We start from the raw sequence: 26,402 nt of genomic DNA, 5'->3' as shown, positions 1-26,402 counted from the left end.
CGCGGGAAGGCTTGTGTCACAAAGTCTTCCCGTTGCCGCCGGCATCCCCTGCGGTACTGTCTTCATCGACCCCGTTCGGGGATGCCGGGCCGGCCATGGCGAGCCTCTGCGCAAGCCGCATGCGATCGCACGCACCTTCCCACAGCGAAACGAAGATCACCGCGCAGGCATTGCTGATCACGCTTGTCAGGGCGCGCGCCTCCGACATGAAGCGATCGATGCCGACCAGCAGTGCGACGCCGGCGACGGGCAGGTCGGGCATGACGGCGAGTGTGGCGACCAGCGCCACCAGCCCGCTACCGGAAACACCGGCCGCCCCCTTTGACGTGAGCAGCATGATGGCGAGCATCACCGCGATCTGCGACGCGGAGAGCGGCACGTCGCACGCCTGGGCGATGAACAATGCCGCGAGCGTCAGATAGATCGCGGTACCGTCCAGATTGAAGGAATAGCCCGCCGGCAGCACGAGCCCCACGATGCCCTTGTCGCAGCCGAGTGCCTCCAGCTTGACGATCAGACGCGGCAGAACGGGCTCCGTGGACGACGTCGCGAGGACGATGAGCAATTCTTCGCGCATGTAGCGCAAGAGCCGCCACAGCGCGAAACCGTGCAGTCGCGCGAGCGGTGCGAGCACCAGCGCGACGAACAGCACGCAGGCCACGTAGAAGGACGCCATCAGCTTCGCGAGCGAGCCGACCGAACCGATGCCGAAACGGCCCACCGTGAACGCCATCGCGCCGAATGCGCCGAGCGGCGCGAGCCGCATGATCATCGCGAGCACGCGAAAGACGACCTGGGCGACACCGTCGATCAGCGCAAGAACGGGCCGGCCGGCCCGCGGGTGCGCATTCAGCGAGAAGCCGAACAACAGCGACAGCAGCAGCACCGGCAACACTTCGCCTTTGGCGAACGCGCCGAGCATCGTGTCCGGAATCACGCTCAGCCCGAACTCCACAAGCCCTCGCGGCTCCGCATGCTTCGCATACGGAGCGAGGATGCCTGCATCCAGGTGGCTGACGTCGACGTGCATGCCGGCGCCGGGCTGCAGCACATATGCGGTGACGAGTCCGATCGCGAGCGCAGCGGCGGTCAATAGATAGAAGAGCGCCAGTGCCCGCACGATCGTGCGGCCGATCGCCTTCCCGTTCGCCAGCGACGTGATGCCCGAGACGATCGTGCAAAAGACGATCGGGGCGATGGTCATCTTGACCAGGCCGACGAACGCATCGCTGAGGGGCTTGAGCATCGCGCCCGCCGCGGGCCATGCGTGACCGATGCCCATGCCGAGCATCATCGCGAGCAGAACCTGCACGTAAAGCGATCCAAGCGGCCTGGCCAACCTCACTGTCCGGTCTTCCTTCGTGTCTCTCTGTCGTCGTTACGCCGATGCGCCACTGCTTGCGGTCCCGCCACGCTTCGCCTCGATGACCATCCGATGAAACGCCTCGGCGGCCGGCGTGAGCGGTCGTCCGCGCCGCTTCACGATTCCCACGCGTCGTTTGACGACCGGTTCGACCAGCGGCACGCTCGTGAGAATCGGGTGGTCATGCCCAGGCATCGCCATCGAGGGGACCGCGGCGACGCCGAGCCCCGCTTCGATCAATCCGAGCAGGGTCGTCACGTGGCGTGTCTCGCAGACGCTCGGCGCGCGCGGCGCGACGGCGGTCAGCGCCTGGTCGAGCAGCAGACGGTTGCCGGAAGTCTTGTCGACCGACACATAGTCGTGCTCGTAAAGCTCGTTCCAGGTCACGCGCTTCTTGCGTGCGAGCGGGTGGTCGCGGCGACAGGCGGCAACGAAGCGTTCCTGGAGCAACACCTTGAACTCGATCTCAGCCTCCTGGCTGCCGATGAAGCTCACGCCGAAATCCGCCTCGCCGCTGATGACGGCCCCGAGCACCTCGTTGGCGCTTGCATCGAGCAGCTTCACCCTGATGCGCGGAAAGCGCTGATGATAGCGCGCGACGATGGCGGGAAGAAAGTAGTAGGCGACCGACGGCACGCATGCGATCGTCACATGGCCGAGGCGGCTCGATGAAACGTCGCGAATCCCGAGCAGGGCGGCATCGAGATCGTCGAGCAGTTGTTCGGCACTCTGCGCGAACACGCGACCGACCGTGGTGAGCGAGACGCTGCGCGTGGTGCGCTCGAACAGCCGTACGCCGAGCGCTTCCTCGAGCTTGTCGATACGACGGCTCAAGGCCGGCTGGGAGATGTTGACTGCGTCGGCGGCCTTTCGGAAGCTCCCCGTTTCCACTACGGCGCGAAATGCCTGCAAGTCGGTTAAATCGAAGTTGATCCCCACAGGCAAATCTCCGCCACTCAGATGCGGTGCATTGTGCATGATTCTGCCGGCGCCATGCGTGTTGCGTTGCCTGAAACCGATGTCTTCGGGTTTGCCCGCCGTGGTTGCCCGAACCGCGCACGATAGTCCCGCGGCGATGCGCCGACGCATTTGCAAACGCACGCTGTAACGCGTCCACGCTTGTGGATCCCGATCGTTCGGCTATCCGTTCGAGCGGCCAGTCGGCCCGCTCCAGCCGTTCGCACGCCCGACCCGCGCAGCCGGCACGTAACGGGCCGGTGAGAGCCCGGTCTCTTTGACGCGTGTGATCCTTGCGCTGCGACAGATCGCCGGATCGTGGAAATCGAGGAGATTACCTTGCGACCAAGGTCGCGTGGATGACTTTTGGCAGCCACGCATACGCAATCGTCACCAGCGTCACGCCGACGACGAGCATCGGCACAACCATCGGCCACGCGCCCGACTGGTAACGCGGATCGGCGAATCCCGCTGCCGTCTGTCCCACGCTGAACGCGAAGAACATCATGATGAAGCCGGACCAGGATACGGCGCGGCCTGCAAGGTGAGGCAGGCCGCTGACCGCCCCTGCCTGCCCGCACGGCTGATGGATTCCGTGGCCGAGGCAATACACGCCATGCCCGACGAGCAGCGGCCAGATGCTGCCGGGAAGCAGCGCGCACCCCAATGCCTGGATCACCGCGCCGCAGAGGCTCAGCGTTGCGCCTTGCCGCACCGTTCGCAACATGCTCTGACGGCGCAGCAGCACGCGGCAGCCGAACGTACTCAGGACATAGACGAGCGTACCGCCCGCCGGTATCCAGCCATAACGCTGGGGCGAGATGCCGAGCTGCCCGATGTAGATAGCCGGAGACAACAGCAGAAAGCAGAACATGCCGGTGTACGTCGACGCGGCCAGCAGCGTCCATACCCTGAACGGGGCATTGCCGAGTATCTCGCGCACCTCCCGGTTCGAGTCCCGGCTCGGCGCGCTTCGCGCGAAGCTTTCCTCGAAGCCGTACCAGCACATGACGAGCAACCCGAGCGCATACACGCTCATCCCGGCGAGCACCCATCGCCATCCGGCTTGCTGTGCGACATACGCACCGAGGATCGGGGCGAGGAACGCCATCATCCCCATCCCCATGAAACCGCGCGCCATCACGTACGGGCCGTCGCCCGCCGAATACCGGTCGCGCACTGTCGCACGGGCGCATACCAGTATCGCGGCCATGGCCAGCCCCTGCATCGCGCGAGCGGCCACCAGCATCGCCGCGGTTGAGGCCAGCGCAGCGGCCAGTGCGGACAGCGCATAGAGCGCAAGGCCGGTCAGCAGGACGGGGCGGCGGCCGAACCGGTCGGAAAGGCTGCCCATCGGCAATTGCCCGACACCGAATATCAGCGCGAAAACCGTGAGGCTGACACTGGCGGAGCCCAGCGTGGCGGCGATTTCGGGCAGCGCCGGCAGGTAACTGTCGGTCGCCACCGGCTGGGCCGCCAGCAGAAGCGGCAACATGAGCGCGAAGTTCAGGCGAGCGGGTCGCGTGGAGTCCGGCATGGCGGTTTTCGACACGGTATCGGGCATCGAGCTTCGAGTAAGGGCTGCGGTTACGCAAGGTTGCTCGTCCGGCGAGGGCGGCCGCGGCGAGCTGAAATGGCCGGGCGGAAGGGGCGCCGAACCCGACGCCCCGCCGAACGCCGGCTAGCTGCCGACGGATCCGGGCACGGGTTCGCGCACGACGCGATCGTGCGACAGCGCCTCGGCGCGCAGCAGGTCGTATTCTGCCTTGCCGACCGGTTGCGCGTTCGCTCGCCCCAGGTCGTTCAAATGGACACGACTGGTCTCGCGTGCGCTCCAGGCCGCGAGCGACGCGATCACGGTGATGCCGAACGCGATCGCACCGACGATCAGCCAGACGTGATGGGCGCCGGGCGGCGCGACCGCGGTGAACAGCGCGGGCAGCATCGCCGTGGCTGCGGTACCGAGATTCTGCGCGATGGCCATCGCCGAGACGCGCGTGCGGGTCGGGAAGAGTTCCGGGTAGAAGGCGGGAAATACCGCGTTGTAGCCCTGATACACCACGCCCCACATCAGCATCGACATCACGAATGCGAGCGGCACGTTCCGGATGCTGATCGCATACAGGTACGCGAACGCGAGCAGCCCGGCGGCCAGCGAGCCGACGATGATCGGCAGCCGGCGGCCGATGCGATCGGACAGGTTGCCGACGAACGGAATCACGATCATCGCAACGATATTGCCCATCACCGTGATCCAGAGATAGACATCCTTCTGGAATCCGATTCCATATGCAGGCTGGACCGCATAGGCCGCGCCGAAGATCGTGGCGACGACCGGAATCACGTTCATCATCGACATGCAGGCCACGCGCAGCATGTCGGGAAAGTGGTGCCTGAAAGCGTCGGCCACCGGCGAGCCGGCTTGCGACCGGTTGCGTACCGCTTCGTCGAAGGCCGGCGACTCGTCGACCTCGCGGCGAATGATCAGGCCCGCCACGATGACCAGCGCACTCAGCAGGAACGGAATGCGCCAGCCCCAGCTATCGAATTGCGCGGACGGCATGTAGTAGGCGAGCGGCAGGAACACGGCGGCGGCCAGCACTTGCCCGGCCTGCACGCCCTGCAGCGTGAAGCTGACGAAGTAGCCGCGCCGGCCGAACGGCGCGTGTTCCAGGATCATCGAGCTCGCGCCGGTGATCTCGCCGGCCACGGCGAAACCCTGCAGCAGGCGAAGCGTCACCAGCAAGGCGGGCGCGATCAGCCCGGCTTGCTGATAGGTCGGCAGGAGGCCGACGCCGACGGTCGAGATGCCCATCAGGAACATGCAGAACAGCAGGACGGTTTTCCGTCCGCGCGTGTCGCCGAGGTGGCCCAGCACGAACGCGCCGATCGGGCGGGACACGTAGCCGACGCCGTAAGTGGCCAGCGACGCGATGATGGCCGTCGTGGGGCTCCCGTGCGGAAAGAATATCTGCGGGAAGATCAGCGCCGATGCCGTGGCGTAGATGAAGAAATCGTAGTATTCGAGCACCGATCCGATCCAGCCGCTGATGGCGGCTTTTCTCGATTGGTGCCTGCCCCTGGGCTCGTCTCGCAAGGTCGTCGTCATCGTCGTCTCCGGATATTGATATGTGTGCCGGGCAAGGCGGGTGATGCGGGGAGTCGTCACTGCCCGATGTGTCGACTCCGTCGTGCGACCTGACCGCGGCCCATCGATACGGCGCGCGGCGGGCACGCGCGGTGCGCTACGCCGCGCCCTGGCGACGGCTGCGCATGCGCGTCGGTCCCGCATCGGCAGCCAATGCGGGAATCGGCTTATTCGTCGCCGAGCGCCGAAACCGCGGCCCTCAGCGCCAGCAGATAACTTTGGACACCGAAACCGCAAATCTGCCCGCTGACGATCTCGGCCAGGACGGAGTGATGCCGGAACGGCTCGCGTGCATGAATGTTGGACATGTGCAGTTCGACGATCGGGCACGTGAGGATCGCAAGGGCATCGCGAATGCCGTAGCTGTAATGCGTCCATGCGCCCGCGTTGATCAGCACCGCGTCCTGGCGCTCCTCGAAAGCGCGATGAATGCGCTCGCACATCGCGCCTTCGTGGTTCGTCTGGAATGATTCCACCTGCACACCCAGTTCCGTCGCCAGCCCTTGCAGCCGCGCATCGATCTGCGCGAGCGTGATCGTCCCGTACTGCGCCGGATCGCGCTTGCCGAACATGTTGTGATTGATGCCGTGCAGCATCAGGATCTTCTTCATGCGAATCTCCGTTGCGTGTTCAATCAAAGGGCACGGCCAGGCGATCGATCACCGCGCTGGTTTGGGGGCGTACGCCGCGCCACCACGCGAACGCTTCGGCCGCCTGCTCGACCAGCATGCCGACGCCGTCCGCGATCCCGTGTACGCCTGCGTTTTTCGCGAGCCGGAGAAACGGCGTCAGACGCTTGCCGTATGCCAGTTCGTAGGCCGTGCCGGCCGGACTGAACACGCTCGGCGGGACCGGCGGCAGGTCGCCGGTCAGGCTGGCCGACGTGGCATTGACGACCAGGTCGAAACGCCCCATGCGCGCGAGGTCCGCGTAACCGCTGGCAACGAGCGGGCCGCGTCCGGCAACCTGCGCGGCCAGTGCGCGCGCCTTGTCGACGTCGCGATTCGCGATGACGAGTTCCGCCGGGCCGGCTTCGAGGAACGGCAGCAGCGCGCCGCGTGCCGCGCCGCCGGCACCGAGCACCAGGACACGCTTGCCGGCCATCGGCAGATTGAGGTTCGTTTCGATATCGCGCACCAGCCCGATGCCGTCGAAGTTGTCCGCCAGGATGCGGCCGCCGTCGAACTTGAGCGCGTTGGCCGCGCCCGCGAGCTGCGCACGCTCGCTGCGTTCGTCCGACATCGCGAACGCGTCGAGCTTGAACGGCGCGGTGACGTTGATGCCCTTGCCGCCGCCCTCGAAAAACGCGCGAACCGCGTCAGCGAAGGCGCCTGCCGGTTCGATCGGCCCCTCGATCGCCGTATAGCCGAGGTCCTGCCGCGTCTCCTGCGCGAAGAGACCGTGAATCAACGGGGATTTCGTGTGTCCGATCGGATTGCCGATCACCGCGTATTGGTCGGTCATCATTGGCTCGCTTTTGAGTAGAGGACGCCGTCGGCCTGCATCGCGTCGATTTCGGCCGGATCGAACCCGAGGGAACGCGCGATCTCCGCGTTGTGCTGCCCGAGATCGGGCGCGACGTCGCGAATCGTCGTGTCGCAATCGGAAAACCGGAACGGCAGGTTGGGCAGGCGCAGCGTCCCGTAGCGCGGATGCTGTTGCTCGACGACCATGCCTCTGGCCTGGATCTGCGGATCGTTCAATACCTCGTCGATGCGCTGCACCTTCGCGCACGGAACGTCGATGCCGTCCAGCAGATCCAGCACCGACGCGACGGAGCGCGCGGCCACCCACGGCTCGACCACCGACAGAATCTCCGCGCGGTGCGCGTTGCGCCCGGTGCTGTCGTGAAACCGCGTGTCGGCGCCGAAGCCCGCCGGGCCGCCGTGCGTCGCGATCAGCTCGGCGAAGCGCTTCCACGCGTCGTCGACTTGCGCGGCGATCACGAGATCGCCGTCCGCGGCGCGAAACACGCCGTAGAGCGTCGAGGTCGGCATGTCGTGCCCGGTCTGCTCGGGCAGCACGCCCTGCAGCGTGTAGCACTGCACCGCATATTCGTGCATCGATACCAGCGTGTCGTACAGCGCCATGTCGACGTGTTGCCCGCGGCCGCTCTTCACGCGCCCCAGCAGCGCGGCATTGATGGCCGCGACCGCATGGATGCCGGTGTACATGTCGCCGAGCGAGATGCGCAGCAGCGGCGGCCGCTCGCCCGGCGTGCCGACCATCTGCATAATTCCGCTCTTGGCTTCCGCGATCAGCCCGAAGCCCGCGCGATGCGCGTCGGGGCCGGTATGCCCGTACGCCGAAATCGAGCAGTAGACGAGGCCCGGATTGCGCGCCGACAATTCGGCATAACCGAGCCCGAGCTTGTCCAGCGCGCCCGGCCGATAGTTCTCGATGAACACGTCGGCCGAGTCGCACAGTCGCTGCATGAACGCCTTGCCGCGCGCCTCCTTCATGTTGACGCTCACGCCGCGCTTGCCCATGTTGAGCTGCAGGAAGTAGCCGCTTTGCTGGTCGTCGAGCACGGTCGCGTGCTGCCGTCCGGCGTCACCCGACCCGGGCCGTTCGACCTTGATGACTTCGGCGCCGAGCGCCGCGAGACAGCGCCCGACATACGGCCCGGCAAGAAAGTGGCTGTAGTCGACGACGCGAATGCCTTCGAGTGGGCGAGCCTGCATTACAGTGCCTCCGGGCGGCGCGGCACCATCAGGCGATGCTCGCCGCGTTGAACGACCTGACCGTCCTGATTGATCAGCTCCGACGGCAGCACGACGATGCCCCAGTCCGGGCGGCTCTTGCTGGCCCGCATCGAGCCGACGCGGAACTTCACGTGCAGCACGTCGCCGACCTTGATCGGCAGCAGGAAATCCCAGGTCCAGCCGAGCGACATGCCCGGCAGAAAGCGATAGTCGCTCTGCGTCTTCAGGCCGTCGGCAATGGACAGGCCGAACAGCCCGTGCGCGACGAGGCACCCGAAATGGCTCGCGTTCGCGTATTCCTCGTCCACGTGGACGGGCGTATGGTCGCCGGTGAGGTCGGCGTACGCGAGAATGCGCTCCTTGGTCACGATGTAGTTCGGGCTCGTGCACGTGTCACCCTCGCGGGCGTCGTCCCAGTATTTTTCGACGATCGTCATGGTCACGCCTCCGCGCGCGGGTTGATTGCCAGCGCCTGTGCGACGCAGGAAGCCGGCCGGGCCTGGATCAGTTCGACGGCGAGCCCGTCGGGCAGGCGAAGCCAGTTGCGCCCCTGCGGCATCTCCGTCACGCCGAATCGTTGTGCCGCGGCCAGCGCGGCCTCCAGGTCTTCGCACATCACGCCGAGATGGGCGAGCCGGCCTTCCGGGCCTTCGTATTCCGGCGCGTGGATGAACTGCAGGCCGCCGAGCGTCCAGTACTGCCGCGGCGCGTCGAGCGTGCCGTCCACTTCGCGCAGGGTCATGCCGAGCACGTCCTCGAAGAAACGGATATGCCAGCGGATGTCCTTCACCCAGATCGCAACGTGTTCGAGATAGGCTTTCGTGGCATTCATGCGGCCGCCTCCTGCCGTTGGCGGTCGGCCATCGCGCGTTCCAGCCCCTTGATGCAGGCGACGAGCGTTGCATTCACCGGGGTCGGCACGCCGTAGCGCTGGCCCCAGCGCACGACCGAACCGTTGATGAAGTCGATCTCGGTGATCGAGCCCTTCTCCAGGCTTTGCAGCATCGACGTCTTGAAGGTCGCGGGCAGCCCCTCGGCGGCCAGCGTCCATGCCTGTTCGGGATCGGTCATCGACAGCTTCACGCCCGCAGCCTGCGCCGCCGCGATCGCCTCGGCCACGGCCGCGAGCGACGTCGCCTTCAGCAGCGGCTCGTCGTAAAGCTGCCCGTAGGTGAGGCCGGTCAGGCCCGTCAGCGCGCCCGTCGCGACGTTCACCAGCAGCTTGTCCCACATCGTGCCGACGATGTTGTCGCTGATCGTCGTGGCGAGGCCGGCGGCATTGAACGCCGCGGCGATCGCCTCGACACGCGGTGTGATGCGGCCGTCGAGTTCGCCGATGTAGGTGTATTTGCCGATCACGCCGGATTCGATATGACCCGCGCCGCGCAGCACGCCGCCGACGTAGGTCTTGCCCGCGAGGACGCGCTCGCGGCCGACGACGTCGATCAGGATGTCCTCGTGTCCGAGGCCGTTCTGCAGCGACAGCACGGCGGTATCCGGCCCCACCAGCGATTGGGCGCCGCGGATGGCCGCATCGGTGTGGAACGACTTGACCAGCACCACCACCAGGTCGGCCACGCCGACATCGGCAGCCCGGGTCGTCGCGTGGACGCGTACGTGGCGGGTGCCGCCGGCGTCGTCGACGCGCAGGCCGTCGCGGCTCATCGCATCGACGTGTGCGGGCGAGCGGTCGATCAGCCAGGTCTCATGGCCGCCTTGGGTGAGGGTGGCGCCGATCGCGCAGCCCAGTGCGCCGGCGCCCAGAATTGCTATTTTCAATGGATTCTCCTTTGTCGACCAGAGTTGGCGCTTTGGCGCCTTACTCTGGTCCCATGCAAAGCTGACGTATGGCATCACGATAGGCGTCGCCGCTCATGCCGCCAATGCAATGGATACAATGGCGTCATTGCCATGGACAATAACGCCGCAATGCCTGCCGACCTGCCCGACCTGAAGCTGCTTCAGCTTTTCGATCTCCTGTACGACGTGCGCAGCGTCACGCGCGTAGCCGAGCAACTGGGCCAGAGCCAGCCGACGGTCAGCATCTGGCTCGGGCACTTGCGGGAACACCTGCACGATCCGCTCTTCATCCGGACGCCCGGCGGCATGGCGCCGACACCGCAAGCCGACGCGCTGATCGGGCCATGCCGGGAAATTCTCGAATCCCTGCGGCGCTTCACTGCGTGGGAGATCGCGTTCGATCCCGCGACGGCCCAGCGACGGTTTCGCATCTGCATGACCGACGCGAGCCACGTCACGCTGCTTCCGCGGCTGCTGGCCCATGTCCGGGCGCAGGCGCCCGGCGTCCGGCTGGAAGCCGCACGGATCGACGGCAATACGGAGCGCGCGCTCGAATCCGGCGAAGCCGACCTCGCGATCGGCTATGTGCCGTGGCTAGGCGGCGGCATTTATCAGCAGAAGCTGTACGACCAGGACTGGGTATGCCTGGCGAACCGGCATCACCCGAGAATTCGCGGTCGCCTCGGGGCGAAGCAGTATCGTTCCGAAGGACATGTCGCCATTACGGCGGGAACCGGGGCGCAACTCCTCGAGCAGGCGCTGCGGCAGGCGCGCATCGAGCGCGACGTCGTGCTGGAGCTGCCGGGTTTTCTGGGCCTGGGGGCGATCGTCCAGACGACCGACCTGATTACGACGCTACCTCGTCATATCGGCCAGACACTGGCTCAGGCGAGCGATCTGGCGGTTCATGCGTGCCCGATCCCGGTCGACGGGTTTGCGGTACGGCAGCATTGGCATGCGCGATATCACCATGAGGCGGGCAATCGATGGCTGCGTGGTGTCGTGATTCGATTGTTCGGTGCATCGGATTGACCTGCGGGTTTGGCGTTCGCGGCGGATGCCAGGCTGGCCGGTGTTTGGTGGGATGTAAAACGTCTAGAAAGCCGTGCTTTTCGACGTTTTGCGTCGATGTTCGACGCGGTTGAGATTTTTTTGGTCGCACCGAGGCGATATGATTTCTCCAGCTCCAACATCGTCGGCCAATCCATGACGCGCGCCAGCATTGCTGCGACGCGGCCCCGCAAGCACGAGAGAGTTGTATGCCGGACACGCCAATCGTCATCGTCGAACACGCCCGCAGGCGAACCGCCCAAGTCCGGTCCGGCGACGTTCCTGCCGCCTTGCAGGATGGTCCCAAGTGGGTGTGCCGTATCGTCGCGGATCACGCACAGAGATCCTGCGAAGGGCACCGATCCGCTGCAAGCGCGGCTGAAATGCTCGGCCGACTGAAGCCTGCGAACGTCGCGTTGACGGATCCTGTCCCGAGCGCCGGCGGCTGGCTGGCACGCGCTTCGACCGACGGGGCGGGCCGGTGTCGAGCCTATGCGCATCTCGGTGCGAACCGGATCCTCGAGATGGTCGGCATGCCGGGCGTCGGCCCGTGGCTTGACGAGCACGATACCTGGTGGCCCGGCACGTACGAGCTGCCGCTGCTCGAGCAGTTGTCCGCGGACGAGTCGCCTCTGCGCAACCTGCTTGGCGCCACTGCGCCCGCCCATCTGCTGATGAGCCTGACAGAAGTCGACGGCACCGCACTCGTGACCGAATCGGACGATGGCATCGAGCGCCCGTTCCGTATTCCTGCAGGTGTGGACACGATCCATTTCGAACCCGTATGCATCCGCGGGCCAGCCGCGCAGTGGCGCGAATCGCTCGTTACCGCGTTCGACCGTGTCCGGCATCTGGTCGGGCTCAGATCGGCCCGCCCTTTTTATCTTTGACGCAAGTACCCGTTCTCCGGCAGGCCACGCCATGACCGACGCACTCGACTCCTTCGACCGCAAGATCCTGAATATCGTCCAGCGCGATTGCACCGCGACGGCGGACGCCATTGCCGAGCGGATCGGTCTGTCCACCTCGGCCGTGCAGAAGCGGCTGAAACGCATGCGCACCGAAAAGATCATTTCGGCGGAAATCGCGGTGGTCGATCGCGCGGCAGTCGGCAGGCCGATGACGTTCATTGCGGCAATCGAGATCGAACGCGAAAACTACGAGACGGTCGCCAGGTTCCGCGAGTGGTCGAAGGCGCACGACGAAATCCAGCAGATCTACTACGTGACCGGCTCCGTCGACCTGATCGCGATCATCACCGCACGCGACGTCGAGGCGTACGACCGGCTGTCCGCGCGGATCATGCAGAGCAACCCGATGATCCGCCGGATCAACACGAATGTCGTGCTGAGCGCGGTCAAGGTCGGGCTGTTCGTGCCGGTCGACAAGGACGACGAACCGCCGGCCACCTGACGCAATTGCTTCGCGCGGCAACGGGCGATCCGCCCGTTCCGCATGACAAACCGCAACGGATGACTACCTGATTCGGGCGAAACGACTAATTTGAAAATCGATTCGCAGGACTAACCTGTATAACGTGGTCAATGAACAGGAGATGATCGAGATGGAACTCAAACTGGCACTGGTCGGTTTCGGCGGAGTCAATCAGGGACTGGTCGAACTGCTCAAAAAGAAGCGTGCAATGCTGGGGGCGGCGGGACTCGACGTATCGGTGACGATGGTCGCCGACCTGCGGCTCGGGATCGCGACGAATCCTCGCGGTATCGCGCTGGACGTCCTCGACGAAACCGCGCGGCGGGGCGTCGATGCGGAAGCGCTGCGCCGCGATCCGGGCACGCTGGTGTCGCCGGACGTCGGCCTCGGTGCGGTGCTGAAGGCCATCGCATCGGGCCACGTGGATGTCGTCGTCGAGGCGACCTTCACTGATCCGAACACCGGCGAGCCTGCGCTGTCGCATTGCCGTACCGCGCTCGAATGCGGCAAGCACGTGATCACGACCAACAAGGGGCCGATCGCGCTCGCGCAGCCGGCACTGGCGCGGATCGCCGCGCAATCGGGTGCCTGTGTGATGTACGAAGGCACGGTGATGAGCGGCACGCCGGTGCTGCGGCAGCTCGCGACCTCGCTGCGCGGCTGCGACATCAACGGCTTTGCCGGCATCCTGAACGGCACGTCGAATTACGTCCTCGGTGAGGTCGAGGCCGGCGCGAGCTTCGATGCGGCGATCCGGGATGCGCAGCAGCGCGGCTATGCGGAGGCGAATCCGGCGGCCGACGTCAACGGTTCGGACGTACAGCTGAAAGTCGTCATTCTGGCGAACGCGCTGTGGAATGCCGGCCTCAAGCGTGGCGACGTGACGTGCCGCGGCATCGTGGAATTGACCGAGCACGACGTGCGCGCGGCGGCGGCGGAGCGCATGTCGTGGCGGTTGATCGGTTCTGCCGTCCGTCATCCGGACGGCACCGTGACCGCGAGCGTCGAACCGCGCAAGCTCCCGGTCGGCCATCCGCTGCTTGCCGCGAGCGGCGTGACGAATGCAATCACGTTCGACACCGACGTGCTCGGCGGCGTGACGATCAGCGGGCCGGGTGCCGGCCGTGAGGAAACGGCGTTCGCGATTCTCTCCGACCTGATCGAACTCGCGGACAGAATCGGCGCAACCTCGCACGAGGTGGCGGCATGAGCGCGCGCGATGCGGTGATGACCGACTGCACGGGAGCCGGCGTGGCCGATGTTCGGTCGCCCTATGACGGCTCGATCGTCGGCCAGGTTCGCCTGTCGCCTGCAGATGCGGCGCCGGTCCTCGTCGAGCGCGCGCTCGACGGCGCGCGCGCGGCCGCAACCCTGCCACGCAGCCGGCGGGCCGACATCCTGTTTCGCGCGGCCGCGAGCGTGGAAGCACAAGCGGAGACATTCGCACGCACGATCGCGCTCGAAGCGGGCAAGCCGCTGCGGCAGGCCCGCAAGGAAGTCGCGCGCTGCGTGAACACGCTGCGCCTGTCGGGCGAGGAAGCGAAGCGACTGGCCGGCGAGACGATCCCGTTCGACGGGTATCCCGGCTCCGAGGATCGCAGCGGCTACTACACGCAGGAGCCGCTGGGCGTGATTCTCGCGATCACGCCCTTCAACGACCCGCTGAACCTCGTTGCACACAAGCTCGGGCCGGCGCTCGCGACCGGCAATGCGGTCATCCTGAAGCCCTCGTTGCTCGCGCCGCTGTCGGCGCAGGCCCTCGTCGAGGTTCTGTGGGAAGCCGGGGCGTCGCGCGACGCGCTGCAGATCGTGCATGGCGGCGCGGATATCGCGTCGGCTCTGGTACGCGACCGGCGGATCCGGATGGTGACCTTTACCGGCGGCCCGCAGACCGGCGAAGCCATCACGCGCGATGCGGGACTCAAGAAGATCGCGATGGACCTGGGCGGAAATGCGCCGGTGATCGTCATGGCCGACTGCGACCTGAAGGATGCCGCCAAATCCTGCGTGTCGGGCGCGTTTTGGGCGGCGGGACAGAACTGCATCGGCACACAGCGGATCTTCGTCGCCGAGGCCGCCTACGAGCCGTTCGTCCGGTATTTCGTCGAGCTGACCGGCAGGATGGTCGTCGGCGACCCACTGGACGATGCGACCGACATGGGGCCGATGATCGGCGAGGAACAGGCGATCCGCGTCGAACGCTGGGTCGACGAAGCGGTCTCGTGCGGTGCGACGGTGCTGAGCGGTCATCGCCGACGCGGGGCGCTGTATGAACCGACGGTGCTCGCAGATGTGCCGCACGACGCGCGCGTATGGACCGACGAGGTGTTCGCGCCGGTCGTGACGATCGAGAAATTCACCGACCTGCAGCAGGCGCTCGATGCGGCCAACGCGTCGGAGAGCTGCCTGCATGCAGGCGTGTTCACCAGCCGGCTGGAGGTGGCGCTCGACGCGGCCGAGCAACTGCAGGCGGGCGGCGTGATGATCAACGATTCTTCCGACTACCGCTTCGACGGCATGCCGTTCGGCGGATTCAAGCATGGGTCGCTGGGCCGCGAAGGCGTTCGGTTTGCGATGACGGAAATGACGCAGCCGAAGGTGGTCTGCTTCAGGCGCAACCGGCGGCTGTCGAGCTGATGCGCCGCGCCGGCGCCTGGCGGGCCGGCGCGGCGCGAACCGGAGCGGTGTGGTGAGCAACGTATCGAAGAAGGAGTCGAGGATGCCAGCAGCAATTCCTGCATGCAAACCGGCGGCGGACGCGCTGGTGGTCGAGGATATTCACAAGTCGTTCGGCGGTGTCGAGGTGCTGAAGGGCATCTCGCTGACCGCGAGGAATCACGAGGTCGTGTCGATCCTCGGCAGCAGCGGGTCAGGCAAGAGTACGTTCCTCAGATGCATCAACCTGCTGGAAATGCCCGACCGCGGCCGGATCTGCGTGAACGGCGAAACGCTCGCGCTGAAGCCGGCGGGCCGCGACGGCGCGCTCGTCGCGGCCGATGCGCAGCAGGTGATGCGCGTGCGCCGCAAGCTCGCGATGGTGTTCCAGCAGTTCAATCTCTGGGCGCACATGACCGTGCTGCAGAACGTGATGTTCGTGCCGGTGCGCGTGCTCGGCGTGCCGAAGCGCGACGCCCGCGACAAGGCGATCGCGATGCTCGAACGGGTCGGGCTCGCCGGCAAGTGCGAACACTATCCGAACCAGCTGTCGGGCGGCCAGCAGCAGCGCGTCGCGATTGCACGTGCACTCGCGACCGACCCCGACGTGATGCTGTTCGACGAGCCGACGTCGGCGCTCGATCCCGAGCTCGTCGGTGAAGTGTTGAAAGTGATGCGCTCGCTGGCCGACGAGGGACGCACGATGCTCGTCGTCACGCACGAGATGGGGTTTGCACGCGAAGTCGCGAACCGGGTCGTGTTCGTCCATCAGGGAAGAATCGAGGAAGACGGCAGTCCCGATGAGGTGTTCGCGAGCCAGAAGTCACCGCGTTTCCAGAAGTTTCTGTCCAGCATCATCTGATGCGGATTCATTGTCAACCGGAGAGGAAACCATGAAGAAGCTGCTTCAGTCGCTGTGCGTGGGCGCGGCATTGCTCGGCTCGGTCGCGCACGCCGAGCAGGTCGTGCGGATCGGCACGCTCGCCGATTACGCGCCGTTCGAATACAAGGATGCATCCGGCAAGCTGCAGGGCATGGAGATCGACATCGGCAAGAAGATGTGCGACACGATGAAGGTCAAGTGCCAGTGGGTGACGATGGATTTCGACGCGCTGATTCCGGCGCTCAAGGCGAAGCAGATCGATGCGGTGCTCGCGCAGATGTCGAAGACGCCGGAGCGTGAGCAATCGGTGGACTTCTCGCACATTTTCACGACGGCGCCCGTGCAGCTCGTCGCGAAGCAGGGCTCGGGCATCACGGACAACGCCGCCACGCTGCGTGGCAAGACGATCGGCGTTCAGACGGCCTCGACGCACGAATCCTATCTGCGCCGCCGCCTGCCGGCGAGCAAGTCGGGGATCAACGTGAAGGTCTATCAGACACTCGACGAGGCCTGGCTCGATCTCGAGGCCGGGCGCGTCGATGCGGTGTTCGCCGACAACACGGTCGCGTACGACTGGCTGACGAAGGCCGGCAGGAAGGAAGGCTTCGACTTCGTCGGCAAGCCGATCGCCGATGCGGAGATCTTCGGCGACGGTACGGCGATCGCGGTACGCAAGGGCGACGCGCCGCTGAAGGCGCTGTTCGACAAGGGCATCGCGCAGGTGCAGGCGGATGGCACGTTCGCCGCAGCCAACAAGCGCTATTTCCCGTTCAGCATCGCGCCGCAATAACCGCGTATCGGGACCGCGCGGTCGCCGGACGGCGGCCTGCGCGAATCGGGCTCACAAGGAGCGATATTACGATGGACATCTTGGTGAACTACGGCGCGCAGATCGCGGCTGGCGCGCTCGTCACGCTGGAGCTCGCGGTCGCCGCGCTGTGCGTCGGCATGTTGCTCGGCATCGCCGGCGCATCGGCAAAGCTGTCGAGCCTGGGGTGGCTCAGACATGCGACCTATGCGCTGACCAATTTCCTGCGCGGCATTCCCGAGTTCCTGATCCTGTTGATCTGCTACTTCGGGCTGTCGCATCTGCTCAACGCGCAATTCGATGGCGCCATCGTCATCAGCCCGTTCTCGGCCGGCGTGATCGCGCTCGCCGTGGTGTTCGGCGCCTACTCGTCGGAGATGTTCCGCGGCGCGTTCATCGCGGTGCCGGCCGGACAGATCGAGGCCGCGCGCGCGTACGGGATGACACGCCTGCAGACACTGTGGCACGTGCGTCTGCCGCAGGCGTGGCGCATCTGCCTGCCGAGCCTGAACAACATGTGGCAGAACTTGCTGAAGGACACGTCTCTGGTGTCGATCGTCGGGCTCGAGGACATGCTGCGCAAGGCCAACATCGCCGCGCAGTTCACCAAGCAGCCATTCGTCTTCTACGTGACGGTCGGCATCGTCTATTTCGGCTTTCTCGCCGTATCCAACCCCGTGTTCGCATGGCTCGAGCGCATCGCGGGCCGCGGTTACGCAAAACGCACCTGACGGGGGCCACGTGATGAACGACTTTCTTTCCCTCATCGTGCAGTCCGGCCCGGACGTCGCGCGCGGCATATGGATCACGCTCGAGCTGCTGGTGCTGTCCTGCACGCTTGCGTTCGCGCTCGCGGTGCCGCTGGCGGTCGCGCGCACGTCGGCGTGCCGGTGGCTGTCGACACCGAGCCGCCTGTTCATGTCGGTATTTCGCGGCACGCCGCTGCTGGTGCAGATTTTCGTGCTGTATTACGGGCTCGCGCAGTTCTCCATCGTGCGTGCGTCGCCTCTGTGGCTGCTGGTCGGCGGATCGTTCTCGTGTGCGTTGTGCGCGCTGACGCTCAATCTCGCGGCGTACATGGCGGAAGACATCCGGGGCGGGATCGCCGGCGTCCCCGCCGGCGAGAAGGAAGCCGCGCTCGCGTTCGGGATGAGCCGCTTCATGCTCACCTGGTTCGTGATCGTGCCGCGCGCGATCGGCATCGTCGCGCCGACGCTCGGCAACGAGATCGTGCTGCAGCTGAAGTCGACCGCGCTTGCCAGCACGATCACCGTGCTCGACCTGACCGGTGTCGCACGCCGCATCGCGATCGAAACCTATACGACCGATGCGCTGATGCTGGCCGGCATCGTGTACGTCGGCATCACGGCGGTGCTTTCGACCGTGCTCAAACGCATCGAAGGCCTGCTGAATCGCCATCTGGGCAGCGCGCGTGCTTGACAGGCGCCGAATGAACGCGACACAACCAACGATCCGAGGACGACATGGGATACAAGCTTGAAACGCTGGCGCTGGCTGCGGACCGCGACGTGACCGACGAGAAGTCGGTCGCGCCGGCGATCCACTATTCGGCGGTGTTCAAGGCAGCCGGCAGCGAGGAATTCGCGGAGATGTCGAGCGTGCCGCAGCATCCGCGCAACTACACCCGCTACGGCAATCCCGTTCACGAGCGCGTGAAGGCGGTCATGGCGGAGCTCGAGGGCACCGAGACCGCGCTCGTCACCGCATCCGGAATGGGCGCGATCGCGACCGCGATCCTCAGTGTCGTGAAGGCCGGCGATCACGTCGTCGGACAGACGCGTCATTACATGAGCACCACGAAAATGCTCGACGACATGCTGCGCCGGTTCGGTGTCGAGGTGACGTTCGTCGACCAGACCGACGTGGTCGCGTTCGATCGTGCGATCCGGCCGAATACGCGGCTGATCGTGCTCGAGTCGCCGGTCAATCCGCTGCTGCTCGTGACCGACATCGCTGCGGTGACTGAAATCGCAAGGGCGCGCGGCATCCTGACGCTCGCGGACAACACGTTCGCGTCGCCGGTCAATCAGCAGCCGCACCGGCTCGGTGTCGACATCGTCGTGCACAGCGCGACCAAGTATCTGGGCGGTCATCACGACCTGACCGGCGGCGTGATCTGTACGAGCCACGTGCTCGCAGAGCAGATCTGGCATACGCACATCACGCTCGGCTCGGTGCTGTCCCCGATGGACGCGTGGCTGCTGCTGCGCGGGCTGCGCACGCTGCCGATGCGCGTCGAGCGGATCAACGCGAACGCTCAGGCGCTCGCCGAATTCCTCGAAGCGCACGCGAAGATCGAACGCGTGTTTTATCCGGGCCTGCGCAGCCATCCGCAGCACGGACTCGCATGCCGGCAAATGCGCGGCTTCGGCGGTGTGGTGGCGTTCGGCGTGCGGGGAGGCTACGGCGAAGCGCAGCGCTTTGTCGAGGCGCTGCGCTTGCCGCTGAATGCAGGCAATCTCGGCGGCGTCGATTCGCTCGCGATCCATACGGCATCCATGTGGGCGGGCACGATGTCGGCGGAGCAAATGCGCGCTGCCGACATTCCGCTCAATTTCATCCGCTATTCGGTCGGCATCGAGCACATCGACGACCTGAAAAGCGATATCGCGCAAGCATTGGAGCAGATCTGACACGGACCGGTGCGCACGCTCGATCGACGTCTCGTGTGCGTCGCGCCGACCTTTGAATCGATTCGGGCACGAGATGCGCGGATTGCAACGACGGAGCACGGACTATGCATGACATCACAGTACTCGACGGCGGCATGGGGCGCGAACTGGCGCGGATGGGGGCGCCGTTCAGGCAGCCTGAGTGGTCGGCACTCGCGCTGATGGAAGCGCCGCATTACGTCGGCCTTGCGCACGACGCATTCGTCGCGGCGGGTGCCGACGTGATCACCGCAAACAGCTATGCGGTCGTGCCGTTCCATATCGGCGAGGAGCGGTTCCGTCGCGACGGAGTCGCGCTCGCGGCCCTTGCCGGGCAACTCGCGCGGCAAGCGGCGGACCGCGCAGGGCGGCCCGTGCGCGTCGCAGGATCGCTTCCGCCGACTGGCGGTTCCTACCGCCCCGACCTGTTCGACGCGGCGCGCGCCGATGCCATCTTGGCGACGCTCGTCGATGGGCTCGATCCCTACGTCGACCTGTGGCTGGCCGAGACGCAGAGCCTGACCGACGAGATCGGCGCGGTCCGGCGAGCGCTGGGTGAGAATCCGAAGCCGCTCTGGGTCTCGTTCACGCTGCGCGATGACGTCGAAGCAGACGCCACGCCGGTATTGCGATCGGGGCAGACGCTCGGCGAAGCGATCGACGCCGCCGTGTCCGCGCGCGCGACCGCGCTGCTGTTCAATTGCAGCCAGCCGGAGGCGATGGGTGCGGCGATCGAGACGGTGCAGCGCGGGCTTGCGCGAACGGGAACGTCGCTCGTGATCGGCGTCTATGCGAACGCGTTTCCGCCTCAGCGCGCCGATGCGCGTGCGAACGAGGAACTCCACGGTTTGCGCGGCGACATCGATCCGCCCGGCTATGCAAGATGGGCGGAGCAGTGGCTTGCGCTGGGCGCGCGGATCGTCGGCGGATGCTGCGGAATCGGCCCCGGCCACATCGCGGCATTGCGCGACGCGGTCGATGCACGCGGTGCCCGGCACACCGGGCTCGGCGAATGAAGATCGACGGCCTGGACCAGAAGATAATCGACGCGTTGTGTGCCGATGCGCGGATTCCGCTCGCGGTGCTGGCCGACAGGATCGGTTTGTCCAGGCAAGCGGTCCGGAACCGGATCGACCGGCTCGAAGCACTGAACATCATTGCAGGCTATACGGTGCGGCTCGCATTGCCCGATGAGGTCGTGCCGGTGCGCGCCGTGATGCTGGTTTACCGCAAGGACCGGATGCGCGGTGCGGACGTGCTTGCCGCACTCGAGCGGATCGCCGAGGTGCGCGATTGCGCTGTGCTCAGCGGCGAGGTCGATTTGCTCGTACAGATAGAGGCCGCCACACACGAGCGCATCAGCGACATCTGGGCGACGATCAGTGCGATGGACGGTGTGCAGAACATGACGACCAGCTTCGTGCTCGATTCGGTTGTCCACAAGCGTTGACCAAACTGGCGCGACGGGAAAGGAGCAGGTGGGGTAGCTTGCCGATTATGACCCGATCCTGTCATTCGCCTGTACTTCGGCTGCAACATCCGACTGTCGGCCCTGCCCGGGTATCGGACTCTCGCCTATCGATCAGTCTTCTCGCGCAAGCCGCAGCAAGATGTCGGCGAGGGCTCGAATTTTCGGTTGTGCCGCACGTTGGGACGGATATACGAGGAAGTAGGAAAGGCCGTCCTGAACCACGTCCTCAAACGGCGTCACCAGCGATCTGGCACGGAGCCGGTCTCGTGCCATTCGTGGGTCGCCGATTGCAATTCCGTGTCCATCCATCGATGCCGCGAGCGTCAATTCGAGGGTATCGAATACAAGTCCACGTTCCGCATCGATCTGGAGCGCCCCAACATGATCGAGCCAGCATCTCCACTCCGCGTGGCTGGGCCCGGGATGGAGCAAATCGACATGCGCAAGGTCGGCAACGGATCGCAGTGATGTTGCCAATGCGGGCGCGCACATCGGCGTGAGCGTCTCGGAAAACAGCGGTACCGCTTCCATACCGGTCCACTGTCCTGTGCCTCGCACAATGATGGCATCGACGTCGGACGTAGTGAAATCTGGCGTATCGTCCGCGGATGTCGAAATACGAAGCTCCGTCCCGCTCATGGCGCGATGAATGTCCGGCAGCCGCGGGAGCAACCAGCGAATGGCGAACGTGGACGGCAACTTCAAGGTGAGAACCGAGGTCGTCCGCGCATGGAAGTTTGCGTGCTGAACCAATTGCGTGAGCACGTTGACCGCGACCGTCAGCAGTCCATTTCCTTCTGCTGTCAACGTCAGACCCGATACGTGGCGCACAAAGAGCGCGCATCGATAATGCGTTTCCAACTGCTGTATCTGGCGGCTCACCGCGCCTTGCGTACGGCATAGATGAGCCGCCGCCTTGCTGACGCTGCCAAGCTGCGCCGCGGCGACGAATGACTGAATCGCTGCCAACGGTGGGAGGGGCCGCGTCAGGTCAGCCAGCGGATATGCATGCGCTGCATACCCGGATTGCACATTTTTCGATTGTTCGGTCATCGGTGCGTCGCTATCGTGCGTCTACCGGATGCCCTGTTCTTGCGAATGAACGGGGTTGTCAACGAATGATCGGAGGATAATTTTGGACTCAACGTCGGGATCACTATATACGGAACAGGTTCGCGCGTACCTTCGGGAACTGGAGCGAGGCGATGTCGGTGCCATCTGCGCGCTATTTACGCCGGACGCGCAGATTTTCTCGCCATTTCTCGGCTGGATGCATCCTGAGGCCTTTTTTTCGAAGGTCGCTGCCGCGTCGGGAGAAAGCAAGATTACACCGATCGATATCTGCGTCAGCGCGAGTGGGGCTCGACGTGCGACAGGTTACTTCATCTACGACTGGGGCCTGAAAGACGGATCGGCGGTGCGCTTCGAGTGCGTCGACGTGTTCGAGTTCGACATCGCGGGGCTCATCGAACGGATGATCATCGTCTACGACACCCATCCGATTCGGAGTACGGTCGGCGACAAGTACGCGTAGCGGAATCGATGTCGCTCAATACCGAAGGCTGGTTTGCGGGGAGGTAGCCGACAAGCTGCAAGCGGGTCTCGGCCGGCCGTTCAGCCGTTCGGTGTGGAGCGAGCAGTATTTGCTGGATGAGCTGCCGCGCGACCCGAACAATATGATGCGCAAGTATCGTGCGGCTTTTGCTCAAGGGCGAGGGGTCGCATGGGACGAGAGTGGGACGGTCAATCGACGCCACGCCATTCCGGTCACCGACGTTGCATCGTGGATCAATGCAAACCTTACTTCGGGCCGCAGCGAGCAATCGTGAGTACTACCGTCCAGACAAACGGCATCGACGACAGCTTCCCCGAACAAAAAGCGCGACCTCGGCGATGGGTGCGGGCTCCCGTATTCCGTACTGACTTCAACCGAATTCTGCTCGGCGAAGTCGGCGTGTGGAAGCAAAGTGGCAGATGGCGGAAGTTGCTTGTCAGCGGTCATTGACGCCGCTGAAGATTGGATGACGGGTTAGGGGCGAACAGCGGCCGCTCGCCAGCGCACAATCGATCTCCCTTCTTTGGAGAGGAGGTTGACATGGAAACGCTTAATTCTTCCGCTGCCGGGCGGGTGCCGTGGAACAAGAGCAGATTGACCGGACAGAACGGGATCAAGCCCTCCCCAAAGGCCCGTTGTGCCGAACAGCTCATGCAGATGCAAGGTATCGCGCAGCCTTACGCAAATCGGGGACGGTTGTTCAAGATCCAACCGAACTAGATGTTCGGAGTACCTCAAGAGTTTCCAATATCGAGCGTCTGGGTGATTGGTGGCGTTCAGTTGACGAGCCGATGGCCGTGATACGGCAGCGAACTCTGACGTGACGGATTGGATCCACATGCATACCGTCTCGGCGTGGTCCGTGCGCGCAGGACCTTCGAAAAATGCTTCGCGTGGAGGGGCTCGGGACATGGCCGGCGTTCGGAGTACTCCTCGTCGGTCCAGCTGGAGCCGCGAAATTTAGTGGCCTTAGTCGAATAACATGAAAAATTGCTAATCGATATCCGGGATTGTTATTTCCGCGTCACATTTTGGTAAACTCACGCGCAGCCGCCAGCAATTTAGAACAGCAACATCCGGCGGGTCATAACGAATCAAACTGAGAGACCGTCGTGAATATCCGAGAGTCGTTCCGCAATTTCATATCGGGAATCGATGCGAATCGCCGGCCGGTCGTGCTGAATTGGGGTAAGGCGCAGCACGCGCTGGCATCACAGGTTGCGTTGCAGCACGCGAGCATCCATGAAAGCATGATGACCGGCATCAGCGGCTATCTGACCTGCATTTCGCAGCAGGGCGATCTGCCTCCGAAGCTTTTCATTGGTGCGCCGGTCTCAGTCGGTATCGTCACCGATCGCGGCCAACTGCGTGCCATCAACGCAATCGTCAGCGCCGTGCAGATCGGCCGGACCGACGGAGAGCTGACGGTTTACCAGTTCACCGTGACCGACGCAGTGAACCTGCTGCAAAAGCGCACCAACTCTCGCATCTTCCGTAACGTCAGCGTTGTCGATGTGCTTGGAGTTGTCCTGAACGAATGGCGACAGCGTAGCGTGGCCCTCGCGCAGGCGTTCGAATTCGATCTGTCTCAACTCGACAGGTCCCGCTACCCGAGTCGATCTTTCGTACGTCAGGTCAATGAATCTGATGCCCGTTTCATCTCCAGGATTGCGCGTCGCGACGGCATCACGATGTTTGTGCGCGCCGGACGGGTGAGCGGTGAGACGAAAGACGGCGATCCTCCCGTGCATACGCTGGTGTTCTGCGACGACCCTCAGAAACTGAACGAGTCCGCCGCGGGTACGGTGCGCGTCCATCCGCGAGACGCTGGAACGGAGCAGCGCGACACCATCACCGCTTTGACGATGCGCCAGCAACTGATTTCGGGGGAATCGGGGCGACCTTCGTGGGACTACCGATATGCCCGTGTGGACCAGTCGAGCGCATCGACAAAGATCGATCAAGGCGAATCGGGCAACGATCTCGCGAAATTGCTGACGGACATCGTGATCGACGTCCCGCATATGGCGGACTCGTGGGCGGACCACGAGCGGATGACGGAGGATCGCATTCTGGCTCATGAAGCGCAGGCGGTTCGATACGACGGCGTGAGCGGAATTCGCGACCTCGCAGTCGGCTCATGGATCACGATCGCCGGAGATGATGAGTGGGGCACGCTCCCGTCCGACAAGCAACAATTCGTGATCACGTCGCTGCACCACGAAGTCTGGAACAATCTGCCCAAGGGGTTGAACGAGCGTGCGCAGGCGCTGTTCGCGGCCAGCCATACGCTTCAACGGCCGCGAACGATGACCGACGGCGATCCGTCCGGGCAGGATACGCGCTACGAGAATACATTCTCGTGCGTGCCGCGCGGCACGCCGCTCACGCCGCTTTACGATCCCAAGACTGATCTTCCGCCGACGCCGCTGATTACCGGACGCGTAGTCGGGGTCGATGGAGAGGAAGTCAGTTGCGACGAGAATGGCTGCGTGTTCGTTCAGATTCTCGGTCAGGATTCTCGCGATCATGCGCATGCGCAGGGTGCCGGAACGAACAGCAACGAGAGCGACAGCGCACCGATTCGCGTGGCATCCAGTCTGGCTGGGCCGAATTTCGGGGAGACTTTCTTGCCGCGGGTGGGCACCGAAGTTCTGCTCGGGAGCCTCGGCGGGGATCCGGACCGGCTGGTCATCATCGGCGTGCTGGCAAACGGCGCGAACATGCCGGCGAGTTTCACTCATACGGGCAGTCTGCCGGGCAATCGCTTTCTTTCCGGTATCAAGACGAAGGAAATCAAGGGGCAGCGCTACAACCAGCTTCGTCTCGACGACACGCCGCAGCAAATCAGCGCGCAGCTTGCATCGGAGCATGCGCATAGCCAGTTGAATCTCGGCTACCTGACTCAACCACGCGATAACGGACAGGGCGCAGACCGCGGCCAAGGCGCCGAATTGCGCACGGACGCGGCAGCCGCGCTGCGTGCGGCGCAAGGGATGCTTCTGACGACATACGCGCGTACACAGGCGAGCGGCGGACAGCTTGATCGCGATGAACTCGTCGAGTTGCTCGGCGAATGCGCGGAGCTGTTCAAGGCGTTGGGAGACTACGCCGGACAGCACGGCGGCACGGCGACCGATGCGACGGGACAGCAAGCTGTCGTGACCGCCTTCAAGGGATGGACACCGGGTGGCCACGCTTCAGGCGACGATCGTGCATCGAACGCCGGCGCAGGCGACTCTCAGGCGCTGATGGCATTTGGCGCAAAGGCGGGGGCGCTCAATATCACCCCGAAGACTTACGTGACCTACGCCGGCGAGAACATCGATCAGATCGCGCGGCAGAACCTGCAATTCGCTGGCGGTCAGCGCGTGATCACGACGGCTGGCCAAGGCATCCACCTGTTCGGGCGCGGTGAAGGCGTCCGCGCGATTGCCGGCGAAGGTCCCGTTGTCTTGCAGGCGCAACAGGACACGCTTGCGGCGACTGCCCAGAAGGGAATACAGATCATGTCCGTTGGCGACGAGGTGTTGATCTCGGGCAAGTCGATTCGGCTCGTCGCGGAAGACGGAAGCTACGTGAAAATCGGTGGCGGCGTCGAGGTCGGTTCAGACGGTGCCTTCACTGCTCACACGGCGGGACATGATTTCGTCGGCCCGAACACGGACCACGTTGCGCCGCCGGCGTTCAATCGCGGCGGTGCCGATCAGAAGTTCCGCTTGCGGTACCCCGGTACCGACGGCGATGACGGTACGCATCCCGTACCGAACCGTCCATACAAGATCACGTTGCGCAACGGCCAGGTCATTAATGGGGTGTCGGATGCACACGGGTTGACGGAGCTGGCATCCAGCGACGCGATGCACATCGCTCATATTCAGGTTTTCGACGTTTAAGGCAG

The 26,402-nt window shown here is 64.7% G+C and carries 25 protein-coding genes and 2 pseudogenes; 15 read left to right on the top strand and 12 right to left on the bottom strand.

What is annotated here, in order from left to right:
- Positions 1 to 16: 16 nt before the first annotated feature.
- From dctA to ABIC51_RS01505, 11 genes and pseudogenes are all read right to left on the bottom strand, one after another.
- Positions 17 to 1,345 (bottom strand): C4-dicarboxylate transporter DctA, encoded by a 1,329-nt coding sequence (gene dctA, locus ABIC51_RS01555; protein WP_175898533.1) that lies wholly within the window; start codon positions 1,343 to 1,345, stop codon positions 17 to 19.
- Between the two features lie 33 nt (positions 1,346 to 1,378).
- Complete coding sequence (locus tag ABIC51_RS01550; protein ID WP_027790154.1) at positions 1,379 to 2,302, bottom strand: LysR family transcriptional regulator; 924 nt, start codon at positions 2,300 to 2,302, stop codon at positions 1,379 to 1,381.
- 17 nt (positions 2,303 to 2,319) lie between these two features.
- A pseudogene (locus ABIC51_RS01545) lies at positions 2,320 to 2,602 on the bottom strand (helix-turn-helix domain-containing protein); the annotation flags it as partial.
- A gap of 52 nt (positions 2,603 to 2,654) precedes the next feature.
- Positions 2,655 to 3,857, bottom strand: coding sequence for an MFS transporter (locus ABIC51_RS01540; protein WP_027790153.1), 1,203 nt, complete (start codon positions 3,855 to 3,857; stop codon positions 2,655 to 2,657).
- A 144-nt stretch (positions 3,858 to 4,001) separates the two neighbouring features.
- A complete protein-coding gene (locus ABIC51_RS01535; protein ID WP_226128298.1) occupies positions 4,002 to 5,429 on the bottom strand; it encodes an MFS transporter in 1,428 nt (475 codons plus the stop codon).
- A gap of 206 nt (positions 5,430 to 5,635) precedes the next feature.
- Positions 5,636 to 6,079, bottom strand: a complete 444-nt coding sequence (gene aroQ / locus ABIC51_RS01530) for a type II 3-dehydroquinate dehydratase (protein WP_027790151.1) — start codon at positions 6,077 to 6,079, stop codon at positions 5,636 to 5,638.
- A 19-nt stretch (positions 6,080 to 6,098) separates the two neighbouring features.
- Complete coding sequence (gene aroE / locus ABIC51_RS01525; RefSeq protein WP_060193192.1) at positions 6,099 to 6,932, bottom strand: shikimate dehydrogenase; 834 nt, start codon at positions 6,930 to 6,932, stop codon at positions 6,099 to 6,101.
- On the bottom strand, positions 6,932 to 8,152 hold the full coding sequence (locus ABIC51_RS01520) for a CaiB/BaiF CoA transferase family protein (protein WP_146254250.1): 1,221 nt from the start codon (positions 8,150 to 8,152) through the stop codon (positions 6,932 to 6,934). The genes aroE and ABIC51_RS01520 overlap by 1 nt, the downstream gene beginning before the upstream one ends.
- Entirely contained in the window at positions 8,152 to 8,610 is a 459-nt protein-coding gene (locus ABIC51_RS01515; RefSeq protein WP_021157528.1) for a MaoC family dehydratase, read from the bottom strand. Before ABIC51_RS01515 ends, ABIC51_RS01520 begins: the two co-directional genes overlap by 1 nt.
- A gap of 2 nt (positions 8,611 to 8,612) precedes the next feature.
- A complete protein-coding gene (locus tag ABIC51_RS01510; RefSeq protein ID WP_027790149.1) occupies positions 8,613 to 9,005 on the bottom strand; it encodes a VOC family protein in 393 nt (130 codons plus the stop codon).
- Entirely contained in the window at positions 9,002 to 9,952 is a 951-nt protein-coding gene (locus tag ABIC51_RS01505; protein ID WP_027790148.1) for a ketopantoate reductase family protein, read from the bottom strand. Before ABIC51_RS01505 ends, ABIC51_RS01510 begins: the two co-directional genes overlap by 4 nt.
- A 132-nt stretch (positions 9,953 to 10,084) precedes the next feature.
- Between ABIC51_RS01505 and ABIC51_RS01500 the strand changes: the two genes are divergently transcribed.
- The 12 genes from ABIC51_RS01500 to ABIC51_RS01445 all read left to right on the top strand — a co-directional run bounded on the left by ABIC51_RS01500 (position 10,085) and on the right by ABIC51_RS01445 (position 20,925).
- On the top strand, positions 10,085 to 11,005 hold the full coding sequence (locus tag ABIC51_RS01500; RefSeq protein ID WP_027790147.1) for a LysR family transcriptional regulator: 921 nt from the start codon (positions 10,085 to 10,087) through the stop codon (positions 11,003 to 11,005).
- A gap of 227 nt (positions 11,006 to 11,232) precedes the next feature.
- Complete coding sequence (locus ABIC51_RS01495) at positions 11,233 to 11,913, top strand: hypothetical protein (protein ID WP_226128296.1); 681 nt, start codon at positions 11,233 to 11,235, stop codon at positions 11,911 to 11,913.
- 31 nt (positions 11,914 to 11,944) lie between these two features.
- On the top strand, positions 11,945 to 12,436 hold the full coding sequence (locus tag ABIC51_RS01490; RefSeq protein ID WP_027790145.1) for an Lrp/AsnC family transcriptional regulator: 492 nt from the start codon (positions 11,945 to 11,947) through the stop codon (positions 12,434 to 12,436).
- Positions 12,437 to 12,587: 151 nt separating this feature from the next.
- Positions 12,588 to 13,667 carry a homoserine dehydrogenase gene (locus tag ABIC51_RS01485; protein ID WP_226128294.1) on the top strand — a complete coding sequence of 360 codons (1,080 nt, stop codon included), beginning with the start codon at positions 12,588 to 12,590 and terminating at the stop codon, positions 13,665 to 13,667.
- Positions 13,664 to 15,094: an aldehyde dehydrogenase family protein gene (locus tag ABIC51_RS01480; protein ID WP_354006312.1), complete on the top strand. Its 1,431-nt coding sequence runs from the start codon at positions 13,664 to 13,666 to the stop codon at positions 15,092 to 15,094. Before ABIC51_RS01485 ends, ABIC51_RS01480 begins: the two co-directional genes overlap by 4 nt.
- 82 nt (positions 15,095 to 15,176) lie before the next feature.
- Positions 15,177 to 15,974: an ABC transporter ATP-binding protein gene (locus ABIC51_RS01475; protein WP_034196105.1), complete on the top strand. Its 798-nt coding sequence runs from the start codon at positions 15,177 to 15,179 to the stop codon at positions 15,972 to 15,974.
- A gap of 31 nt (positions 15,975 to 16,005) precedes the next feature.
- The gene (locus tag ABIC51_RS01470; protein ID WP_226128292.1) at positions 16,006 to 16,785 is read left to right on the top strand and encodes an ABC transporter substrate-binding protein; all 780 of its coding nucleotides are present in this window, start codon (positions 16,006 to 16,008) and stop codon (positions 16,783 to 16,785) included.
- Between the two features lie 71 nt (positions 16,786 to 16,856).
- A complete protein-coding gene (locus ABIC51_RS01465; protein ID WP_059699164.1) occupies positions 16,857 to 17,534 on the top strand; it encodes an ABC transporter permease in 678 nt (225 codons plus the stop codon).
- A gap of 13 nt (positions 17,535 to 17,547) precedes the next feature.
- Positions 17,548 to 18,243 carry an ABC transporter permease gene (locus tag ABIC51_RS01460; RefSeq protein ID WP_081066296.1) on the top strand — a complete coding sequence of 232 codons (696 nt, stop codon included), beginning with the start codon at positions 17,548 to 17,550 and terminating at the stop codon, positions 18,241 to 18,243.
- Positions 18,244 to 18,287: 44 nt separating this feature from the next.
- A complete protein-coding gene (locus ABIC51_RS01455; protein WP_027790138.1) occupies positions 18,288 to 19,457 on the top strand; it encodes a trans-sulfuration enzyme family protein in 1,170 nt (389 codons plus the stop codon).
- Positions 19,458 to 19,561: 104 nt separating this feature from the next.
- Entirely contained in the window at positions 19,562 to 20,491 is a 930-nt protein-coding gene (locus tag ABIC51_RS01450) for a homocysteine S-methyltransferase family protein (protein ID WP_124546350.1), read from the top strand.
- Positions 20,488 to 20,925, top strand: a complete 438-nt coding sequence (locus ABIC51_RS01445; protein WP_021157543.1) for an Lrp/AsnC family transcriptional regulator — start codon at positions 20,488 to 20,490, stop codon at positions 20,923 to 20,925. Before ABIC51_RS01450 ends, ABIC51_RS01445 begins: the two co-directional genes overlap by 4 nt.
- 132 nt (positions 20,926 to 21,057) lie before the next feature.
- Here the strand turns inward: ABIC51_RS01445 and ABIC51_RS01440 are convergent, their stop codons facing one another.
- Positions 21,058 to 21,999, bottom strand: a complete 942-nt coding sequence (locus tag ABIC51_RS01440; RefSeq protein WP_175898553.1) for a LysR substrate-binding domain-containing protein — start codon at positions 21,997 to 21,999, stop codon at positions 21,058 to 21,060.
- Positions 22,000 to 22,081: 82 nt separating this feature from the next.
- On the opposite strand from ABIC51_RS01440, the gene ABIC51_RS01435 reads away from it, so the two are divergent.
- The 3 genes and pseudogenes from ABIC51_RS01435 to ABIC51_RS01425 all read left to right on the top strand — a co-directional run bounded on the left by ABIC51_RS01435 (position 22,082) and on the right by ABIC51_RS01425 (position 26,397).
- Entirely contained in the window at positions 22,082 to 22,480 is a 399-nt protein-coding gene (locus tag ABIC51_RS01435; RefSeq protein ID WP_027790134.1) for a nuclear transport factor 2 family protein, read from the top strand.
- 37 nt (positions 22,481 to 22,517) lie between these two features.
- A pseudogene (locus tag ABIC51_RS01430) lies at positions 22,518 to 22,775 on the top strand (aromatic alcohol reductase); the annotation flags it as partial.
- Positions 22,776 to 23,613: 838 nt separating this feature from the next.
- Positions 23,614 to 26,397 carry a type VI secretion system Vgr family protein gene (locus ABIC51_RS01425; RefSeq protein ID WP_027790133.1) on the top strand — a complete coding sequence of 928 codons (2,784 nt, stop codon included), beginning with the start codon at positions 23,614 to 23,616 and terminating at the stop codon, positions 26,395 to 26,397.
- The last annotated feature ends 5 nt before the right edge of the window (positions 26,398 to 26,402 follow it).

It is taken from the genome of Burkholderia sp. 572 (assembly GCF_040545135.1).
Classification (GTDB): domain Bacteria; phylum Pseudomonadota; class Gammaproteobacteria; order Burkholderiales; family Burkholderiaceae; genus Burkholderia; species Burkholderia cepacia.
Note: the sequence above shows the minus strand (reverse complement) of the source record. Positions and strands in the feature narration are given on the sequence as shown.

What these genes read in the sequence shown, in the direction of transcription:
- ABIC51_RS01480 (WP_354006312.1), top strand. Translation starts at nt 13,664, where the DNA reads ATGAGCGCGCGCGATGCGGTGATGACCGACTGCACGGGAGCCGGCGTG.
- ABIC51_RS01445 (WP_021157543.1), top strand. Translation starts at nt 20,488, where the DNA reads ATGAAGATCGACGGCCTGGACCAGAAGATAATCGACGCGTTGTGTGCC.
- aroQ (WP_027790151.1), bottom strand. Translation starts at nt 6,079, where the DNA reads ATGAAGAAGATCCTGATGCTGCACGGCATCAATCACAACATGTTCGGC.
- ABIC51_RS01460 (WP_081066296.1), top strand. Translation starts at nt 17,548, where the DNA reads ATGAACGACTTTCTTTCCCTCATCGTGCAGTCCGGCCCGGACGTCGCG.
- ABIC51_RS01465 (WP_059699164.1), top strand. Translation starts at nt 16,857, where the DNA reads ATGGACATCTTGGTGAACTACGGCGCGCAGATCGCGGCTGGCGCGCTC.
- ABIC51_RS01475 (WP_034196105.1), top strand. Translation starts at nt 15,177, where the DNA reads ATGCCAGCAGCAATTCCTGCATGCAAACCGGCGGCGGACGCGCTGGTG.
- ABIC51_RS01515 (WP_021157528.1), bottom strand. Translation starts at nt 8,610, where the DNA reads ATGACGATCGTCGAAAAATACTGGGACGACGCCCGCGAGGGTGACACG.
- ABIC51_RS01485 (WP_226128294.1), top strand. Translation starts at nt 12,588, where the DNA reads ATGGAACTCAAACTGGCACTGGTCGGTTTCGGCGGAGTCAATCAGGGA.
- ABIC51_RS01450 (WP_124546350.1), top strand. Translation starts at nt 19,562, where the DNA reads ATGCATGACATCACAGTACTCGACGGCGGCATGGGGCGCGAACTGGCG.
- ABIC51_RS01540 (WP_027790153.1), bottom strand. Translation starts at nt 3,857, where the DNA reads ATGCCGGACTCCACGCGACCCGCTCGCCTGAACTTCGCGCTCATGTTG.
- ABIC51_RS01510 (WP_027790149.1), bottom strand. Translation starts at nt 9,005, where the DNA reads ATGAATGCCACGAAAGCCTATCTCGAACACGTTGCGATCTGGGTGAAG.
- ABIC51_RS01520 (WP_146254250.1), bottom strand. Translation starts at nt 8,152, where the DNA reads ATGCAGGCTCGCCCACTCGAAGGCATTCGCGTCGTCGACTACAGCCAC.
- ABIC51_RS01470 (WP_226128292.1), top strand. Translation starts at nt 16,006, where the DNA reads ATGAAGAAGCTGCTTCAGTCGCTGTGCGTGGGCGCGGCATTGCTCGGC.
- ABIC51_RS01535 (WP_226128298.1), bottom strand. Translation starts at nt 5,429, where the DNA reads ATGACGACGACCTTGCGAGACGAGCCCAGGGGCAGGCACCAATCGAGA.
- ABIC51_RS01440 (WP_175898553.1), bottom strand. Translation starts at nt 21,999, where the DNA reads ATGACCGAACAATCGAAAAATGTGCAATCCGGGTATGCAGCGCATGCA.
- ABIC51_RS01500 (WP_027790147.1), top strand. Translation starts at nt 10,085, where the DNA reads ATGGACAATAACGCCGCAATGCCTGCCGACCTGCCCGACCTGAAGCTG.
- ABIC51_RS01495 (WP_226128296.1), top strand. Translation starts at nt 11,233, where the DNA reads ATGCCGGACACGCCAATCGTCATCGTCGAACACGCCCGCAGGCGAACC.
- ABIC51_RS01455 (WP_027790138.1), top strand. Translation starts at nt 18,288, where the DNA reads ATGGGATACAAGCTTGAAACGCTGGCGCTGGCTGCGGACCGCGACGTG.
- aroE (WP_060193192.1), bottom strand. Translation starts at nt 6,932, where the DNA reads ATGACCGACCAATACGCGGTGATCGGCAATCCGATCGGACACACGAAA.
- ABIC51_RS01490 (WP_027790145.1), top strand. Translation starts at nt 11,945, where the DNA reads ATGACCGACGCACTCGACTCCTTCGACCGCAAGATCCTGAATATCGTC.